This window comes from Pseudomonas sp. 58 R 12 (assembly GCF_900005865.1).
Taxonomy (GTDB): domain Bacteria; phylum Pseudomonadota; class Gammaproteobacteria; order Pseudomonadales; family Pseudomonadaceae; genus Aquipseudomonas; species Aquipseudomonas tritici.
On record NZ_CVTP01000013.1, the window covers coordinates 258,153 to 277,785 of the forward strand.

General features: G+C 60.7%; 11 protein-coding genes. 5 read left to right on the forward strand and 6 right to left on the reverse strand.

Features of this window, described 5'->3' with window-relative positions; all coding sequences use genetic code 11:
• Position 1 precedes the first annotated feature (1 nt).
• Together waaF and glnE are read right to left on the reverse strand one after the other, a co-directional pair.
• On the reverse strand, positions 2–1,036 hold the full coding sequence (gene waaF / locus BFP95_RS07480; protein WP_065879862.1) for a lipopolysaccharide heptosyltransferase II: 1,035 nt from the start codon (positions 1,034–1,036) through the stop codon (positions 2–4).
• A 220-nt stretch (positions 1,037–1,256) separates the two neighbouring features.
• A complete protein-coding gene (gene glnE, locus BFP95_RS07485) occupies positions 1,257–4,196 on the reverse strand; it encodes a bifunctional [glutamate--ammonia ligase]-adenylyl-L-tyrosine phosphorylase/[glutamate--ammonia-ligase] adenylyltransferase (protein ID WP_065875269.1) in 2,940 nt (979 codons plus the stop codon).
• A 383-nt stretch (positions 4,197–4,579) separates the two neighbouring features.
• Between glnE and aceE the strand changes: the two genes are divergently transcribed.
• The 4 genes from aceE (at position 4,580) to msrA (ending at position 12,637) form a co-directional block, all read left to right on the forward strand.
• A complete protein-coding gene (gene aceE / locus BFP95_RS07490) occupies positions 4,580–7,225 on the forward strand; it encodes a pyruvate dehydrogenase (acetyl-transferring), homodimeric type (RefSeq protein WP_065879860.1) in 2,646 nt (881 codons plus the stop codon).
• A gap of 11 nt (positions 7,226–7,236) precedes the next feature.
• The gene (gene aceF / locus BFP95_RS07495) at positions 7,237–8,916 is read left to right on the forward strand and encodes a dihydrolipoyllysine-residue acetyltransferase (protein WP_065909712.1); all 1,680 of its coding nucleotides are present in this window, start codon (positions 7,237–7,239) and stop codon (positions 8,914–8,916) included.
• A gap of 316 nt (positions 8,917–9,232) precedes the next feature.
• The gene (locus BFP95_RS07505) at positions 9,233–11,917 is read left to right on the forward strand and encodes a putative bifunctional diguanylate cyclase/phosphodiesterase (RefSeq protein WP_065875273.1); all 2,685 of its coding nucleotides are present in this window, start codon (positions 9,233–9,235) and stop codon (positions 11,915–11,917) included.
• 72 nt (positions 11,918–11,989) lie between these two features.
• Entirely contained in the window at positions 11,990–12,637 is a 648-nt protein-coding gene (msrA, locus tag BFP95_RS07510) for a peptide-methionine (S)-S-oxide reductase MsrA (RefSeq protein WP_065875274.1), read from the forward strand.
• A gap of 171 nt (positions 12,638–12,808) precedes the next feature.
• Here msrA and BFP95_RS07515 read toward each other — a convergent pair whose 3' ends face one another.
• Complete coding sequence (locus BFP95_RS07515) at positions 12,809–13,645, reverse strand: 23S rRNA (adenine(2030)-N(6))-methyltransferase RlmJ (protein ID WP_065889131.1); 837 nt, start codon at positions 13,643–13,645, stop codon at positions 12,809–12,811.
• Positions 13,646–13,819: 174 nt separating this feature from the next.
• Here BFP95_RS07515 and BFP95_RS07520 point away from each other — a divergent pair, with 174 nt between their 5' ends.
• Entirely contained in the window at positions 13,820–15,097 is a 1,278-nt protein-coding gene (locus tag BFP95_RS07520) for an O-acetylhomoserine aminocarboxypropyltransferase/cysteine synthase family protein (protein ID WP_065875275.1), read from the forward strand.
• Here BFP95_RS07520 and BFP95_RS07525 read toward each other — a convergent pair.
• From BFP95_RS07525 to putP, 3 genes are all read right to left on the reverse strand, one after another.
• Positions 15,083–15,766: a DUF4123 domain-containing protein gene (locus tag BFP95_RS07525; RefSeq protein WP_065875276.1), complete on the reverse strand. Its 684-nt coding sequence runs from the start codon at positions 15,764–15,766 to the stop codon at positions 15,083–15,085. The two genes, BFP95_RS07520 and BFP95_RS07525, sit on opposite strands and share 15 nt — an antisense overlap.
• A 27-nt stretch (positions 15,767–15,793) precedes the next feature.
• Positions 15,794–17,770 (reverse strand): type VI secretion system Vgr family protein, encoded by a 1,977-nt coding sequence (locus BFP95_RS07530; RefSeq protein WP_065875277.1) that lies wholly within the window; start codon positions 17,768–17,770, stop codon positions 15,794–15,796.
• 203 nt (positions 17,771–17,973) lie between these two features.
• Entirely contained in the window at positions 17,974–19,458 is a 1,485-nt protein-coding gene (gene putP, locus BFP95_RS07535; protein ID WP_065875278.1) for a sodium/proline symporter PutP, read from the reverse strand.
• Positions 19,459–19,633: the final 175 nt, after the last annotated feature.

Consider the following 19,633-nt stretch of genomic DNA (forward strand, 5'->3'; position numbering starts at 1 on the left):
ACTATCGGACCTCGACCACAGAGCCCTGCAACCGCTGCAAGGCTTCGTTCACCGGCTGCGGCAGCAATTGGCGCATGCAGTTGTAGTGACCGAAACGGCAGGTGCGCTCAAAGCACGGACTGCACTCCAGGCCCAGGCGCACGACTTCGACCTTATCGGCCAAAGGCGGGGTGAAACCAGGGGAAGTGGAGCCGTACACCGCCACCAATGGGCGGTTCAGCGCGGCGGCGACGTGCATCAGGCCGGAGTCGTTGGACACCACCGAATCAGCGCAGGACAGCAGGTCGATGGCCTCGGCCAGGGACGTGTCGCCACTGAGGTTGACCGACTCTTCGCGAAGACCGGGAATCAGGCGCTGGCGAATATCTTCACCCACCGGATGATCCTTCTTCGAACCAAACAACCACACCTGCCAACCTTCGCGGATCTTGGCCTCGGCGACCTTGGCGTAGTGTTCCGATGGCCAGCGCTTGGACTCGCCAAACTCGGCCCCTGGGCACAGCGCCAGGACCGGACGGTCGAGTTGCAGGCCGAACTTGGCCAGGGCGGCGTCGCGGCTGACCGGGTCGATCTGCAGGCTCGGGCGCGGATACGGCTTGGGCAACTCGGCACCCGGCTCGTACGCCAGGGCCATGAAACGCTCGATCATCAGCGGGTAGCGGGCTTTGTCCAACCTGCGCACATCATTGAGCAGCACGTAGCGAAACTCGCCGCGCCAGCCGGTGCGTTTGGGGATGCCGGCAAAATACGGCACCAGCGCCGACTTGAGCGAGTTGGGCAACAGGATCGCCTGGTCGTATTCGCCCGCCAAGGATTTACCGATGCGGCGGCGGGTCGCCAACTCCAGGGCACCGTGACCGAGCGGGAAGCTCAAGGCCTTGCGCACCTCGGGCATGCGCTCAAGGATCGGCCGGCTCCACTCAGGGGCGAGCACGTCGATCTGGCAGTCTGGGTAGCGCATGCGCAGGCACTGGAACAGTGTCTGCGCCATCACCATGTCACCGACCCAACTGGGCCCAACGATCAGAATATTCATGTAGTTTCCACAAACGATACGGGGAGGCCTATGCCTCCCCGCCTCGATAATGACTATAAGACCGGGTTTGTGTGAACACCGGTTTGTGTGGGAGCGGGCTTGCTCGCGAAGGCATCACCGCGGTCCGATAGACAGACCGCAGCGCCTGCTTCGCGAGCAAGCCCGCTCCCACATAAAGCCGGTTTCCACATCAGATCGGCGTCGCTCAATTCATCAAGTTTCAGCTTAACCCCAGTTCTTTCCAGATTCGCATCACCTGGCGCCGTTCGTCGGCGAACTGATCCCCGGCCACCGTACCGGCCTCGTTTTGCAAGGCCTGGCGGTGCGCGGCGGAACGGTAGGCCTTATACACCTCACGCAGCAGGTGGGCATCGGTGGCGGGCATCAAGCCCACCTGCTCCAGGCCTTCCAGAATGCGGATATTGTCGGTATAGCGCAGCAACGATGGATGTTGCGCAGACCACGCCAAAGCCGCGTATTGCACCATAAATTCAATATCGACGATACCTCCGGCGTCCTGCTTGAGGTCGAACGCCGCCGTGGCTTCGAAGGCATTGGCGCCGGTGCCGGCCGCCGTGGTCTTGGTACCCAGGTTGTCACGCATCTTCGCGCGCATCTCGCTGACCTCCTGACGCAGCTTCGCCAGGTCCCGCTCCCGGCCCAACACTTTAGCCCGGACGTGTTCAAACGCATGCCCCACATCCTGGCTACCGACCAGCACCCGCGCACGGATCAATGCCTGGTGCTCCCAGGTCCAGGCTTCATTTTGTTGATAGCGATCGAACGCTCCCAGTGAACTGACCAACAGCCCGGAGGCCCCGGAAGGCCGCAGGCGCATGTCCACTTCATACAGCTGGCCGGAGTTGGTCTGGGTGGTCAGCAAGTGAATGATGCGCTGGCCCAGGCGCGTGAAGAACTGCGCGCCATCAATCGGCTTGGCGCCATCGGTTTCAGCCTGCGGATCGCCGTCATGGATAAACACCAGGTCCAGGTCCGAACCATGCCCCAGTTCGATCCCGCCGACTTTCCCGTAACCGACAATAATGAACCCAGGATCGCACAACGTACCGTCCAACCGCTGTGGCGAGCCGTGACGCGCGACGGTCTGGCGCCAGGCCAGGGCCAGCACCTGCTCAAGAATGGCCTCGGCAAGCCAGGTCAGGTAGTCGCTGACTTTCATCAGCGGCAGGCTGCCGGCGATTTCCGACGCGGCCACGCGCAGGCGGTGAGCCAACTTGAAGTGCCGCAAGGCTTCCATCTGCTGCTCAAGGTCGTCCTCGGGGATTCGCGTCAGGCGCTCGCGCAGTTCAGCCGCAAGCTCCGGCGCCAATGGCGGCTTGAACAAACGGCCTTCGTTAAGCAATTCATCCAGCAGCAGCGGGAAGCGGGTGATCTGTTCGGCGATCCACGGGCTGGCGGCGCACAGGGTCAACAGGCGACGCAGGGCATCGGGGTTTTCCGTGAGCAGCACCAGGTAGGCAGAACGCCGGGCGACCGCTTCCACCAGCGGCAACACGCGCTCCAGCACCAGGTCCGGGTTGGCGTGTTCGACAGCCTGGGCGAGCAGACGCGGAATAAATGCATCCAGGCGTTCGCGCCCCAGGCGCTGCATGGCACGCAGTTGCGGGCTGTTGCGCAGGCCGGCCAACGCTTTGAGCGCCTTGGTCGCGTCAGTGAACCCGCCTTCGGCCAATTGGCGGCAGGCCGCTTCGTCGTCTTGGGATTCTTCCCACAACGGCAACCACTCACCGCCCACGACCAGCTCGCTTTCTTCACCCTCTTCTTCGTCTGGATCGGCAATCACTTGACGGAAATGCCAGTCCACGCGCCCGCGCCAGTACATCAGGCGCTCGTGGAACGCGGCCCAGTCGGCGAAGCCCAGCATAAAGGCAATGCGCGCCTGATCTTGCGGGTCGTCCGGGAGCATTTGCGTCTGGCGGTCGGCAATCGCCTGGATCGCATGTTCGGTATAACGCAGGAATTCGTAGCCATTGCGCAATTCGGCGATCACCGCCGGCGGCAGGTAGCCCTGGCCTTCCAGGGTGCCGAGCACCTTGAGCAGCGGCCGCTGTTGCAAGCTGAGGTCGCGGCCGCCATGGATCAGCTGGAAGGCCTGGGCGATAAATTCCACTTCGCGGATACCGCCCGAGCCCAGCTTGATATTGTCGGCCATGCCTTTGCGCCGCACTTCCTGCTGGATCAACTGCTTCATGGTGCGCAGCGCTTCGATGGCGGAGAAGTCCAGATAGCGCCGATAAACGAACGGTCGCAGCATATCGAGCAGTTGCGCACCCGCCACCTGGTCGCCCGCCACCACCCGCGCCTTGATCATGGCGTAGCGCTCCCAGTCACGCCCCTGGTCCTGGTAGTACTGCTCCAGCGCATTGAAGCTGAGCACCAACGCGCCCGCTGAACCGTAGGGGCGCAGGCGCATATCGACGCGGAACACAAAGCCGTCAACCGTCATCGGGTCGAGGGCCTTGATCAGTTTTTGACCAAGGCGGATGAAAAATTCCTGGTTGTCCAGCGAGCGTTTAACACCGACGGTTTCGCCGCCTTCGGGATACGCGAAAATCAGGTCGATATCCGACGACAGGTTCAGCTCCACCGCGCCGAGCTTGCCCATGCCGAGGATGACCATGTGCTGCGGCTCGCCGCTGCGCCGGCCGGTAGGCGTGCCGAACTGCGCGCAGTGGCGCTGGTACAGCCACTGGTAGGCCTGGTCGATGCTCGCATCGGCCATATCGGAAAGGTCGCGGCAGGTTTGCACCAGGTCCGCCTGGCGGGTCAAATCGCGCCAGATGATGCGTACTTGCTGGCGGGTACGCTGGCGACGCAACACACGGCCCAGCTCGTCTTCTGTTTCGGCTTGTTGCACTGCGCCAGCAATTTGCCCGCACAGCTCGCCAGGGGCGAACCCCCGGTCCAGCTCGCCCCAGGCCACCAATTCGAGCAACATCAAAGGGTCACGAACACTCTGTTCAATCACGAAATCACTGGCGGCGCACACGCGGACGAAGTCGGCCCACCGTTGCGGCGTCCACGCAGAAAGTCCATGATCGTCGTCCAGCGCGGCCACGGCGTCACGAAATGACTGCTCGGCCCGCTGGGCTTTTGGCAAGAGAATGGCCGGCAGTTCGGCCAGCGTTGGAAGGCTCATGGTCTATCCTTGATCAGCGCGTAAATGGCGGGTTGCGGTGGACGTGATACCGGCGCTACATGAAGGACTGTCGAACAAAGGTTATAAATAGCTGAAAATTCATAGTTGTTGGCAGGGAACATTAAACTTCTACCTTTTCTTGTTCGCAAAAGATCAACAATAACGATTATGCTCACCAGCCAGACCGAGCCATACGCTCAGTCTTGTGTAGTTTTACTACTCGTATATACATTCGAAAGGCTGAAATGGCCGACGATTTGTAGTAAAACTACAGGACGCCGAAGCAACCTTCGGCCATCCAAGAATTTATGTCGTCTGCCCACAAGGCCAGTCGCAAACTTCAGGCAACCGATTCTGGTAGCCTTTCCGCCCTGGAGCAAGCCATGCAAGACCTCGATCCCGTCGAAACCCAGGAATGGCTGGACGCCCTGGAATCGGTTCTCGACAAAGAAGGCGAAGACCGTGCTCACTACCTGATGACCCGTATGGGCGAACTCGCGACCCGCAGCGGCTCGCAACTGCCTTACGCCATCACTACGCCATACCGCAACACCATCCCCGTTACCCACGAAGCACGCATGCCTGGCGACCTGTTCATGGAACGCCGCATTCGCTCGCTGGTACGTTGGAACGCCATGGCGATGGTAATGCGCACGAACTTGAAAGATTCTGACCTGGGCGGTCACATCTCCAGCTTCGCCTCCAGCGCAACCCTGTATGACATCGGCTTCAACTATTTCTTCCAGGCGCCGACCGACGAACACGGCGGCGACCTCATCTACTTCCAGGGCCACACCTCGCCAGGCGTCTACGCCCGTGCGTTCATGGAAGGCCGCATCACCGAAGAGCAGATGAACAACTTCCGCCAGGAAGTCGACGGCCAGGGCCTGTCGTCCTACCCGCACCCTTGGCTGATGCCTGATTTCTGGCAGTTCCCGACCGTTTCCATGGGTCTGGGTCCAATTCAAGCGATCTACCAGGCACGCTTCATGAAGTACCTGGAAGCCCGTGGCTTCATCCCTGAAGGCAAGCAGAAAGTCTGGTGCTTCCTGGGCGACGGCGAGTGTGACGAGCCGGAATCCCTGGGCGCCATCTCCCTGGCCGGCCGCGAGAAGCTCGACAACCTGATCTTCGTCATCAACTGCAACCTGCAGCGCCTCGACGGCCCGGTTCGCGGCAACGGCAAGATCATCCAGGAACTCGAAGGCGTGTTCCGCGGCGCTCACTGGAACGTGACCAAAGTCATCTGGGGCCGTTTCTGGGACCCACTGCTGGCCAAGGACGTCGACGGCATCCTGCAACGTCGCATGGACGAAGTCATCGACGGCGAGTACCAGAACTACAAAGCCAAAGACGGCGCATTCGTGCGTGAACATTTCTTCAACACGCCAGAACTCAAGGCGATGGTTGCAGACCTGTCCGACGACGAGATCTGGAAACTCAACCGTGGCGGCCACGACCCGTACAAGGTCTACGCGGCGTACCACGAAGCGGTCAACCACAAAGAACAACCCACCGTCATCCTGGCCAAGACCATCAAGGGTTATGGCACCGGTGCCGGCGAAGCGAAGAACACTGCGCACAACACCAAGAAAGTCGATGTCGACAGCCTGAAGTTGTTCCGCGACCGCTTCGACATTCCGGTCAAGGACGAAGAGCTGGAAAACCTGCCGTTCTTCAAGCCGGAGCCAAACAGCGCCGAAGCCCGCTACCTGAGCGAGCGTCGCACTGCACTGGGCGGTTTCGTGCCGCAGCGTCGAGCCAAGAGCGTAAGCATTCCGACCCCGCCACTCGATACGCTGAAGGCTATCCTGGACGGCTCGGGCGACCGTGAAATCTCTACCACCATGGCCTTCGTGCGGATCCTCGCGCAGCTGGTCAAGGACAAGGAAATCGGTTCGCGCATCGTCCCGATCATCCCGGACGAAGCCCGTACCTTCGGTATGGAAGGCATGTTCCGCCAGTTGGGCATCTACTCCTCCGTCGGCCAGCTCTACGAGCCAGTCGATAAAGACCAGGTGATGTTCTACAAGGAAGACAAGAAGGGCCAGATCCTCGAAGAAGGCATCAACGAAGCGGGCGCCATGAGCTCCTTCATCGCTGCCGGTACGTCGTACTCCAGCCACAACCAGCCAATGCTGCCGTTCTACATCTTCTACTCGATGTTCGGCTTCCAGCGTATTGGCGACCTGGCGTGGGCAGCAGGCGACAGCCGTACCCGTGGCTTCCTGATCGGCGGTACCGCCGGCCGGACTACGTTGAACGGCGAAGGCCTGCAACACGAAGACGGTCACAGCCACATCCTGGCTGCCACCATCCCGAACTGCCGCACCTTTGATCCAACCTACGGCTATGAGCTGGCGGTGATCATCCAGGACGGCATGAAGAAGATGACCGAAGAACAGCAGGACGTTTTCTACTACATCACCGTGATGAACGAGTCCTACCAGCAACCTGCCATGCCGGCCGGTGTTGAGGAAGGCATCATCAAGGGCATGTACCTGCTCGAAGAAGACACCAAGGAAGCGGCGCACCACGTGCAGCTGATGGGCTCCGGCACCATCCTGCGTGAAGTGCGTGAAGCGGCGAAGATCCTGCGTGACGAGTTCAACGTCGGCGCTGACGTGTGGAGCGTTACCAGCTTCAACGAACTGCGTCGCGACGGCCTGGCCGTTGAGCGCAACAACCGCCTGCACCCTGGCCAGAAGCCACAACTGAGCTACGTCGAAGAATGCCTGAACGGCCGTAAAGGTCCGGTCATCGCGTCCACCGACTACATGAAGCTGTTTGCTGAACAAATTCGCCAGTGGGTCCCGTCCAAGGAATTCAAAGTCCTGGGCACCGACGGTTTCGGCCGCAGTGACAGCCGCAAGAAGCTGCGTCACTTCTTCGAAGTCGACCGTCACTTCGTGGTGTTGGCAGCCCTGGAAGCCTTGGCTGACCGTGGTGAGATCGAACCCAAGGTGGTGGCTGACGCTATCGTCAAGTTCGGGATCAACCCGGAAAAACGCAACCCACTGGACTGCTGAGGAGATTTTTTGTGAGCGAACTCATTCGCGTACCTGACATCGGCAGCGGTGAAGGTGAAGTAATCGAGCTGTTTGTGAAGGTCGGCGACACCGTCGAAGCCGACCAGAGCATCCTGACCCTGGAGTCGGACAAGGCGAGCATGGAAATCCCTGCTCCCAAGGCCGGCGTGGTCAAGAGCCTGAAAGTGAAGCTGGGCGACCGCCTGAAAGAAGGCGACGAACTGCTGGAACTGGAAATCGAAGGGGCTGCTGATGCAGCGCCTGCGGCGGCGCCTGCTGCCGCTGCCGCACCCGCGCCTGCTGCTGAAAAGCCTGCTGCTGCCGAGGCCCCTGCAGCCCCTGCAGCCCCTGCGGCTGCAGAACCTGCCGCTGCCAGCGTTCAGGACATCCACGTCCCGGACATCGGCTCGTCGGGCAAGGCCAAGATCATCGAGCTGCTGGTCAAGGTCGGCGACACCGTCGAAGCCGACCAGTCGCTGATCACCCTGGAGTCCGACAAGGCCTCCATGGAAATCCCTTCGCCGGCTGCCGGCGTGGTGGAAAGCATCGCGGTCAAGCTGGAAGACGAAGTCGGCACCGGTGACTTCATCCTCAAGCTGAAAGTACAAGGCGCTGCGCCTGCAGCCGCTCCAGCACCTGCCGCCGCTCCGGCTGCCAAGGCTGAGGCTGCTCCGGCTGCTGCCGCCCCTGCGCCTGCTGCAAAAGCTGAGGCCGCTCCGGCCCCTGCTGAGGCCGCTCCGGCCCCTGCTGCTGCCGCACCTGCGCCAAGTGGTGCCAAGGTTCACGCCGGTCCTGCCGTGCGTCAATTGGCCCGTGAATTCGGCGTTGAGCTGAATGCTGTGTCGGCAACCGGCCCTCACGGCCGCGTGCTGAAGGAAGACGTTCAGGTCTACGTCAAATCCATGATGCAGAAAGCCAAGGAAGCGCCGGCTGCCGGTGGCGCTACCGGTGGTTCGGGCATTCCGCCAATCCGCACCGTGGACTTCAGCCGCTTCGGCGAAACCGAAGAAGTGCCGATGACCCGCCTGATGCAAATCGGCGCGTCGAGCCTGCACGCGAGCTGGCTGAACATCCCGCACGTGACTCAGTTCGACCAGGCCGACATCACCGACCTGGAAGCTTTCCGCGTTGCGCAGAAAGCCGTGGCCGAGAAGGCCGGCGTGAAACTGACCGTGCTGCCACTGCTGCTCAAGGCGTGTGCGCACCTGCTCAAGGAACTGCCGGACTTCAACAGTTCGCTGGCGCCAAGCGGCAAGGCGATCATTCGCAAGAAATACGTGCACATTGGCTTTGCCGTCGACACCCCGGAAGGCCTGCTGGTACCGGTCATCAAGAACGTCGACCAGAAGAGCCTGCTGCAACTCGCTGCCGAAGCCGCTGCACTGGCTGCCAAGGCCCGCGACAAGAAGCTCACCGCAGACGACATGCAAGGCGCGTGCTTCACCATCTCCAGCCTCGGTCACATTGGCGGCACTGGCTTCACGCCAATCGTCAACGCGCCGGAAGTGGCGATCCTGGGTGTGTCCAAGGCCACTATCCAGCCTGTGTGGGACGGTAAAGCGTTCCAGCCTAAGCTGATGCTGCCGCTGTCGCTGTCCTACGATCACCGCGTGATCAACGGCGCCGCTGCTGCTCGCTTCACGCAGCGCTTGAGCCAACTGCTGAACGACATCCGCACCATCCTGCTGTAAGTCTCAACGGGCCTCCTCCTCACCGAGGAGGCCTGGCTGCACCGATTTCCGAGCGCCACGCTCGTACCTCAACCCCGCCACTTGGCGGGGCTTTTTTTGCCTGTTTTCCAGCAGGAAGCTGGATAAAGAAGACAGGTTTGTACACCTTCCATCATTCCGATTGAAGAAACCCCTCCCGCGGCCGATAACCCCCTTATAGCACTTAGCCTTCATCCTCTCTTGTCAGCCTGCGCCGCATGATGCAACCTTGCCGCAGGCAACAGAAAAGAGGGCGTAAGCCCGGCGCCGTGCGCGTTATTTCAAGTGAGTCTGCCCCATGAAAAGCCAACCCGATGTCGCCCGAATGGCGGCCGAGGTAGTGACGCAGTTACCGGTGCCTTCGCGCCTCGGTATGCTGCGTTTCGAGCGGCTTAATGAGGCAAGCTGGGCCCTCCTTTACCTCGACCCCAATTGCGAGCGCCAATTCGGTCTGTCGGCTGTAGAGTTGTGTGCCCTGCTCGGCACGCCCTACGCCAGCCTGATGGAACCCCAGGCGCGTTATGAACTGCACGACACCATCCAGCAGCAACTGGCCCTGAGCCCTCACTACTTGGTGCGCTATACCCTGCACACCAATGATGGCCCGCTGAGCCTGCTGGAAATGGGCGAAGCCTATAAACAACATAATCGCCACCTGCTGCGCGGCTACCTGATGGTGGTCGACGGCCTGTTCAGCGAACTCCCCGCTGCCGTGCCCACGGCAGACCTGGAAAACCAGAACAGCCGCCTGCAGATCGCACTGGAGCTCAACCAGCGCGCCCAGCAGGAACAGTTGCAACACTTGGAGCGGGTGCGTGCCCAACAGGAGTTGATCCTGCTGCTGGCCCGGCAGCGCTACACCACCAACAATTCGTTGCAAGAAGCCGCTGAGCTGATCACCCGCAGTGCCTGTGATATCTACCAGATCGACTGCGCCAGCATCTGGAACCTCGAAGGCCAGCGCCTGGTGCCCATCTCGGCCTACCACCGCGACGACCAGCAGCACCACCTGCCCGACCCCATTGACGCAAGCTGCTTCCCGGATTACCTCGAAGCCCTGCACACCAGCCGCGCCATTGACGCCACCAACGCCTTGCGCGACCCGCGTACCCGGGAAATGGCCGAGAACAAAGACATTCACGCCATGCTCGACGCGAGCATCCGCGTCGATGGCCAGGTCGTCGGCGTGTTGTGCCTGGAACAAAGCAGCTGCACGCGCGCCTGGCAGGCCGACGAAATTGCCTTTGCCGGCGAACTGGCCGATCAGTTCGCGCAAGTTATCAACAACCACAACCGCCGCACCGCCACCAGTGCCTTGCACTTGTTCCAGCGTGCCGTGGAACAAAGCGCCAACGCGTTTTTGCTGGTCAACTGCGACGGCGTGGTGGAGTACGTCAACCCAAGCTTTACCGCGATCACCCAGTACAGCGCCGAAGAAGTCCACGGCCACCGCCTGGCCCAATTGCCGGCGCTGGAAAACCTCAGCGAATTACTGTTCGACGCACCGTCGAGCCTGGCCAAGAGCAACAGCTGGCAGGGCGAATTCAAAAGCCGGCGTAAAAACCTCGAACCCTACTGGGGCCAACTGTCGATTTCCAAGGTCTATGGCGATAACCGTGAGCTGACGCACTACATCGGCATCTACGAAGACATCACCCAGACCAAGCTGGCCCAGCAGCGCATCGAGCGCCTGGCCTACACCGACAACTTGACCAACCTGGGCAACCGCCCCTCGTTTATCCGCAACCTGGATGAACGTTTTGCACGTGACAGCGACAGCCCGATCAGCCTGTTGCTGGTGGACATCGATAACTTCAAGCGAATCAACGACAGCCTTGGCCACCAGACCGGTGACAAACTGTTGATCAGCCTGGCGCGCCGCCTGCGCAACAGCCTGAGCGCCAGCGGCAGCCTGGCCCGCTTTGCCAGCAACGAGTTTGCGGTATTGCTCGACGACACCGATCTGGAGACCGGCCAGCAGGTCGCCAGCCAACTGCTCGCGACCCTCGACAAACCGATGTTCGTCGATAATCAGTTGATCAGCGTCACCGGCTCCGTGGGCCTCGCCTGCGCGCCGCTGCATGGCCGCGATCCGCAAACCCTGATGCGCAACGCCGGCCTGGCCCTGCACAAGGCCAAGGCCAACGGTAAACACCAGGTGCAAGTGTTTACCGAAGCCCTGAATGCCGAAGCCAGCTACAAACTGTTCGTGGAAAACAACCTGCGCCGCGCCCTCACCCAGAACGAGTTGGACGTGTTCTACCAGCCCAAGCTGTGCCTGCGCAGCGGCCGCTTGCTGGGCATGGAGGCGCTGCTGCGCTGGAACCACCCGGAAAAGGGCATGATCCGCCCGGACCAGTTCATCAGCGTGGCTGAAGAGACCGGGCTGATCATCCCCATCGGCAAATGGATTGCGCGCCAGGCCTGCCGCATGAGCAAGCAACTGAGTGCCGCCGGCATGGGCAATCTGCAGGTGGCGATCAACCTGTCGCCCAAGCAGTTCTCTGACCCGGACCTGGTCGCGTCGATTGCCACGATCCTCAAGGAAGAACAACTGCCGGCCAACCTGCTGGAACTGGAGCTGACCGAAGGTTTGCTGCTCGAAGCCACCGAAGACACGCGCTTGCAACTCGATCAGCTGAAAAGCTTTGGCCTGACATTGGCCATGGATGACTTCGGCACCGGTTACTCCTCGTTGAGCTACTTGAAAAAATTCCCCATCGACATCATCAAGATTGATCGCAGCTTCATTCACGAAATCCCGGACAACCAGGACGACATGGAAATCACCTCAGCGGTGATCGCCATGGCCCACAACCTTAAGCTCAAGGTCGTGGCCGAGGGCATCGAGACGGTCGAGCAACTGGCGTTCCTGCGCCGGCACCGTTGCGATGTCGGCCAGGGTTACCTGTTTGACCGCCCAATCCCCGGCGCAGAGCTGCTTGATAAGCTCAAACGCTATCCGCGCGGGCCAATCGCCTGACAGCGTTGTAACACTCGGGCACACTGGCGGTCTGAATTCGCATCTAACTCAACCTGACTGAGAGGACTGATCATGGTCTTGCGCTCGGAAATTCTGGTGAACAAAAACGTGCTGCCAACTCAAGAACAAGCGTTGCCTGGTCGTGAAACCCCAATGACGCTGCCAGAGACTCATTTCGTCAACGGCAACCCGCTGCTCGGGCCGTTCCTCGATGACGTCGGCTTTGCGATCTTCGGCCTGGGTTGTTTCTGGGGCGCCGAGCGCAAGTTCTGGGAGCGCGATGGCGTGGTCAGTACCGTGGTGGGTTACGCCGGCGGTTACACGCCGAACCCGACCTATGAAGAAGTCTGCTCGGGCCTGACCGGCCACAGTGAAGTGGTGCTGGTGGTGTATGACCAAGCCAAAGTGAAATACGAAGACCTGCTGAAGATGTTCTGGGAACTGCACAACCCAACCCAGGGCATGCGCCAGGGGAATGACATTGGCAGCCAGTACCGCTCGGTGATCTATGCGACCACGCCGGAGCAGTTGGCGGCGGCGCAGGCCAGTGCTGATGCCTATCAGGCTGAATTGACCAAGGCCGGCCTGGGTGAGATCACGACGGAAATCGAAGAAGCGCCGACGGTGTACTTCGCCGAGACGTATCACCAGCAGTATCTGGCGAAGAACCCGCAGGGCTATTGCGGGATCGGCGGTACGGGCGTGAGCTGCCCGATCTGACGCTATATCTAGGGTTATTGCAGTGAGCGGGCTTGCCCCGCGCTGGGCTGCGTAGCAGCCCCACAACCTCACACTGCGGTTTACCTGAAACATCTCAGTGGATTTATTGGGGCCGCTACGCAACCCAGCGCGGGGCAAGCCCGCTCACTACACCAACGCCCTTCACTGCAGTTATTCAGCGATCAGCCAATCCATCTGCCACCCACCCTGGGTCTGCCCAAGTTTTTTGGACAACCACGGCAGCAGCTCACGCAACTCCTCCTCCAGCCCCCACGGCGGGTTGGCGATTGCCAGGCCCGAGCCGGTCAGGGTGTTGGGCGTGTCCAGCGGATGCACCAGCAACTCCACACGCAGCAACTTCGGCGCACCGGTGCCGGCCAGGTCTTGGTAGAAACGGCGCAACAGGCGCTGGTCCTTCACCGGGTACCAGATGGCCGCGACGGTCTGGCGCATGCGGCTCACGGCTTCTTTGAGGGACGCCGCGCAACGTTGCATCTCGTCGAGTTTCTCGAACGGCGGATCAATCAGCATCAGCGCGCGCTTTTCCGGCACCGGCAGCAAGGCACGTGGCACATGCCAGCCTTCGCCCAAGTGCACCTTGACCCGGCGATCACCTTTCATGTTGTCCTTGAGCAGTAGACCGTCTTCCGGATGCATTTCATTGAGCAGTACGCGGTCCTGTGGACGCGTGAGGCGCCGCGCCAGCTCCGGCGAGCCCGGGTAGTAGCGCAACTCGCCATCCGGGTTCATTTCGTGCAATACACGCATGTAATCGGCGGTCAGCGGCGGCAGGTCGCTTTCGCCCCACAGGCGCGCGATGCCTTCCAGGTATTCACCGGTGCGGTTGGCCTGGTCGCCTTGCAGGTCGTACAGACCGATGCCGGCGTGGGTGTCGAGGTAGGCGAACGGCTGCTCCTTGCGCGACATCAGGGCGATGAGGCGGGTCAAGGTCAGGTGTTTGAAGACATCGGCGTGGTTGCCGGCGTGAAAGGCGTGACGATAATTCATGGTTGCTCCTGCGCAGGGGGCGAAGTTTACCTTTTACGCAGGCTCAGGTGCAGGGTGGCGTGCCGGGCGGTGCTTATATCGTAAAGACAGGAAGCTGGTTGAAAAAAATCTAAATGTCAGCACTGGAGCAGATTTATTGTGGCCATCCACTATCCAGGGAGGTCAATAACAATCATGAAAGACGCCACCATCGCGCTGCATCACGGCTTCAAGTCCGATCCGACTACCAAGGCCGTCGCCGTGCCGATCTATCAGAATGTCGCTTTCGAATTCGATAACGCCCAGCACGGCGCCGACCTGTTCAACCTGGACGTACCCGGCAATATCTACACACGGATCATGAACCCCACCAACGATGTGCTGGAGCAGCGCATTGCCGCCCTTGAAGGGGGTATTGCCGCCCTGGCGGTGTCGGCCGGCAGCGCGGCGATCCATTATGCGATCCAGACCCTCACCCGTGCCGGCGACAATATCGTCACCACCCCGCAACTCTACGGCGGCACCTACACCTTGTTCGCGCACTTGCTGCCGAGCTTCGGCGTCGATGTACGTTTCGCCCGGGATGACTCTGCAGAAGCCATCGCCGCGCTGATCGACGACAACACCAAGCTGGTGTACTGCGAAAGCATCGGCAACCCAGCCGGCAATATCGTCGACCTGGAAGCCTTGGCCAAGGTGGCCCGCGCCCGTGGCGTGCCGCTGATGGTGGATAACACCGTCGCCACGCCGATCCTGTGCAAGCCGATCCAGTTCGGCGCCGATATCGTGGTGCACTCGGTGACCAAGTACATCGGTGGCCACGGCAATTCCCTGGGCGGTGTGATCGTCGACAGTGGCACCTTCCCCTGGACCGACTACCCAGAAAAATTCCCCGGCCTCAACACCCCCGAGCCGGCCTATCACGGCGTGGTATACACGGAAAAATTCGGCCCCGCCGCCTTTATCGCCCGCGCTCGCACCGTGCCGCTGCGCAACACCGGCGCGGCGCTGGCACCGATGAATGCTTTCCTGCTGTTACAGGGCCTGGAAACCCTGGCCCTGCGCATGGAGCGCCATACCGAAAACGCCCTGAAAGTTGCGCAATTCCTGCAAGACCACGCGGATGTCGAGTGGGTCAGCTACGCCGGCCTGCCAGACCATCCACATCACGTATTGGCGCAGAAATACATGCAGGGTAAACCGTCGGCGATCCTGTCGTTTGGCCTAAAGGGTGGTTACGAGGCCGGTGTGCGCTTCTACGACGCGCTGCAGATCTTCAAGCGATTGGTAAACATCGGCGATGCCAAATCCCTGGCCTGTCACCCCGCCTCTACCACCCATCGGCAGATGAACGAGCAGGAACAAGCCAAGGCCGGCGTGAAGCCGGAGATGATTCGCCTGTCAGTCGGTATCGAGGCGATTGAAGACCTGATCGAAGATCTGCAGCAGGCACTGGGGTCAACTCAGCTCTGAGGCCAGATAGTCGGCCAGCGCCTGATGGCTGACATCCGGACCGCGCGAGAAGTAGGCGACCTTGTGCTGCAAGGTCGTCGGCGGGAAAGCGGTGTAGAGGTCGGGGCGCTGCTCTTCCAGCCACTGCAGCAAGTTGCCGATAAGGGTTTGCGGCGATTGCCCGGCCAGGTGCTCCAATAACGGTGCAGGCACCCGCCACCACGGGCTGGCTTTAGCCGCCGTGACCGGGCCAGTCGCAACGGTCAGCGACTGGCCATTGATCAGGTAACGCTGGAATACCGGCAACACCTCCCCCCCTACTTGCTGGAGGATCGGTAGCATCTGATCGCCATCCCATAAACGCAAAAACACCTCCTGGCCATCGGGCAGGTACACCTTGGTCAAGCCTTGCAGATGTGCCACCACCCTTTCCAACGGGCTCGACGATATGGCCAGCCACCCCCAATCCGTTGCGTCAGTGGAGGCGGCCCAATCGAGGAAAGGGCTGCCCGGTTCGACGATACCCACGTAGGGCATTACCTCCTCCCATGTTGCATAGGCGGTGCCGGCCCAAACGGGTTGCAGTGGGGCGCCGACGGCAAGCGCCCGCCAAGCCTCCAAAGGCTTGGCGTCGCTGGCAGCGCCCAATACCGCGAAGAGTTGTTCACCAGCAAGCAAGGGTTGATGCATCGACGTAAAGTCCTTTTAAGGTGGAGGTCAGGTGAGATCACACTGGCCGTTTTTACAACGCTCACACTCTTCGCAAAACGGCGCGCTGCGCTTCAGACTCGCGATCTGCACGCGGCTCAGCGGTGCAGGAATCACGGCCAGCAACTTCTCTTTCACGCCAGGAATCAACGGCGCGGACGTCGGAACAGCCGAGCCGCCGAGCTGAATCGGTACGCTGCTGAAAATGCCGCCCGCAGACAGCGTGATCGACTGCCCACCGGCCTGAATCGTGACGGTCGCGCCTGCATCGATGACAACGCTTTGCCCTGCACCGATCTGGATGGTCTGCCCGGCGCGCACCTGCTGCGAGCCGCCAACCACTAGATGGTCGTCTTGCTTGAGGTCGGTCAAGCGGTTGCCATGGGTTATGCACTGCTCTTCGCCCTGCAGTTCATGGTGCGACTCACCGCCCACCTTCACCCGATGGTCATGCAGCACATGCTGCGTCCAATCACGCTGGGCACGCAGGTAGATTTCCTCGGCCCCCTTGCGATCCTCAATGCGTAGCTCGTTGTAGCCACCCCCGCCTGGGCTGCTTTGGCTGCGGAAAATGCTGCGGGTCTTGTCCGCCGGCAAGTCGAGGGGCACCTGGGTTGCCGCGTTAGCCAAGCAGCCCACCACCAGCGGCATATCCATATCACCATTGACGAAGCCCACCAGCACTTCCATCCCGACTCGCGGGATCACGACCGAACCATAACGGTCATGCGCCCAAGCGCTGGCAACCCGCAGCCAGCAACTGGAATGGTCGTTATGTTCTCCGGCGCGATCCCACGCCAACTGCACCTTGATCCGGCCGTATTCATCACAATGAATTTCACTGTCGACGGGGCCGGCCACCGTTGCGTTTTGATAGCCAGCAATGCTCGGGCGAGGCTGCCCTGGCATTGGCGGCCGGAAAATCACATCCCACGGGGCGGCGGCGAATTCGTTGCGATAGCCCTGGCGAAAATCCCCGCCCGACACCTCGGTTACAAGCTCTTCCAGTACCTGGGGTTGCTTGCCCTCATGGGTTACTTTCGTCACCAGCCACAAGGCGTTCCAGTCTTCGCGCGGGTGACCGGCCAGCCTGAGGAACCGCCCGCTGACCAGCGCAGGTTCATCACCACTGCCACAGGCGACACGATAGTCGCTGCGATGACGCTCCAGGCCACGCTGTGCGAGGTATTTGCCATGGGCTCGGTCGCTGAAGTGGCCGGGATAATCCTGCGCTTCTAGCTTGGGTAACTGCTCGCCAGACACCGCGCTTTCCAGCGCCAGGCTGGGTTTGCGAAAGTCATAGTCGCGCAGGTTGATTGCCGTGGCGCGGGTCTGCACCTGCACCGTAAACCGCTTGATCGCCGGGGTGTCCGCGACCATCCCTGAACCGGGAGTGTAAGGAGTAGGCTGATCCGCTTGGGCAAACACCGTCTGGTCATCGCCGAATACCAGCAAATGCCCCTCGGCGGAATGCTGGAAGTGATAGTGAATGCCCAACTCGGCACAAAGCCGTTGAATGAAGGCCAGATCAGTTTCGCCAAACTGCACGCAATACTCGCGCTCGGGGTAGGTGCCGCTGAGCCGGAACTCAAAGCGGTCGCTCTGGATCCCCTGCCCCTCCAGCACCTGCGCAACAATCTGCGGTACGGTCTTGTGCTGGAAAATACGCTGGTGACTGCTGTGCGCCAGATAGGCCAGCTGCGGTACAAGCGTCATTTGATAACGCGTCAGTCGGCGTCCTGAATCACCTTGCGCCACTCGGTGAACCAGACCATGAACACCATGGCCCCGATCATCAAAACCGAGATACACCGGGTGATGCAGCAGGCTTTCCAGGTCAAGATCGGGTTGCTCGGCGACCAGTTCGAGTTCAAAACAGTAGGGTTGGCTGATGGACTCAACACCCCTGAACTCGAACACCTTGAGTTCACTGGGCTCCCCATCGAGGGTCAGGGTGAAGGCACTTTGATTGGCAGGAGCGAACATCCGGTGTTTCTCTGCGAGGGATAGGTGGCAGATTCTGCACCACCGTTTCACCTTGCTGAGCACACCCCAAACAAATCAGTAAAACCCTACACGCACGCGCCAGAACTTTCTTCAGCCCCACGTAAACCACACACAAAAAAAGGCCCGCCATCCGTAGGACGCGGGCCTTTTTTCAGTTCGTAGGGTGCTTCACACCCGGCGAATTACTTATTGAGGTTGTAGTCTTTTTCCGCCGCGTCAAAGCGCTCGACCATACCAGCAGTCGGTGCGCCCATCTTGCTTACGAAGTAGATCGCGAGGCTGGCGAAGATGAAGCCTGGGATGATTTCGTACAGGCCCAGCAACTCAAAGTGTTTCCACACGATCACGGTGATCGCGCCGACCAGGATGCCAGCCAGTGCGCCGTCGCGGGTCATGCCTTTCCAGATGACCGAAATCAGCACCACAGGACCGAACGCGGCGCCGAAACCGGCCCATGCATAGCTCACCAGGCCCAGTACGCGGTTTTCCGGGTTGGCGGCCATGGCGATGGCAATCAGGGCAACCAGCAGCACCATCAGGCGACCGACCCACACCAGCTCGAGCTGGGAGGCGTTTTTGCGTAGGAAGGTTTTGTAGAAGTCTTCGGTCAGGGCGCTGGAGCACACCAGCAACTGGCAGCTCAGCGTGCTCATGACGGCAGCGAGAATGGCCGATAGCAAAACACCGGCAACCCATGGGTTGAACAGGATTTTTGCCAGCTCGATAAACACGCGCTCAGGGTTTTCAGTCACTGCGCCGGCCACTTCCGGGTGCGCCGAGAAGTAGGCGATACCAAAGAAGCCCACGGCCACAGTGCCACCCAGGCACAGGATCATCCAGGCCATGGAGATGCGACGCGCCTTGGCAATCGACTTCACCGAGTCCGCCGCCATGAAACGCGCGAGGATGTGCGGCTGGCCGAAGTAACCCAGGCCCCAACCCATCAGCGAGATGACGCCGATAAAGGTGGTGTTTTTCAGCATATCGAAGTTGGTCGGGTCCTTGGCTTCGATGGCCAGGAAGGTGGTGTCAACACCACCGGTAGCCAGCAGCACGATAATCGGCGTCAGGATCAGCGCGAAGATCATCAGCGTGGCTTGTACGGTATCGGTCCAGCTCACTGCCAGGAAACCACCGACGAAGGTGTAGGCAATGGTCGCTGCAGCACCGGCCCACAGCGCGGTCTCGTAGGACATGCCGAAGGTGCTTTCGAACAGGCGAGCACCGGCCACGATGCCGGAGGCGCAGTAAATGGTGAAGAACACCAGGATCACCACGGCGGAGATGATCCGCAGCAGGCCGCTTTTATCTTCGAAACGGCTGGAGAAGTAATCCGGCAGGGTCAGGGCGTCACCGTTGTGCTCGGTCTGGACCCGCAGGCGACCGGCGACGAACAGCCAGTTGAGGTAGGCACCGACGATCAGGCCGATAGCGATCCAGCTTTCCGACAGGCCGGACATGTAGATCGCGCCCGGCAGGCCCATCAACAACCAGCCGCTCATATCTGAGGCGCCGGCCGACAAGGCAGTCACTACGCTACCAAGGCTACGGCCGCCCAGGATGTAATCGGAAAGGTTATTGGTGGATCGATAGGCCATGAAGCCGATCAGCACCATTGCTGCGATATAGATCACGAACGTGATCAGGGTTGGATTACTAACGCTCATAGGAGTGACGCCCTGGCTTTGTTTTTATGTAGCGACGGTCTGTCAGACGGCCACCCACTGCAAGTAGGTTAGACGTAGCTGCGTGCCGCGCATTTATGACTGACGTTTCCCCAGGAAAGCCGTCAGCCGATGAACCGACTCGCGGGAGTGGTTGCACCTTGGCCGCGAATGCTAT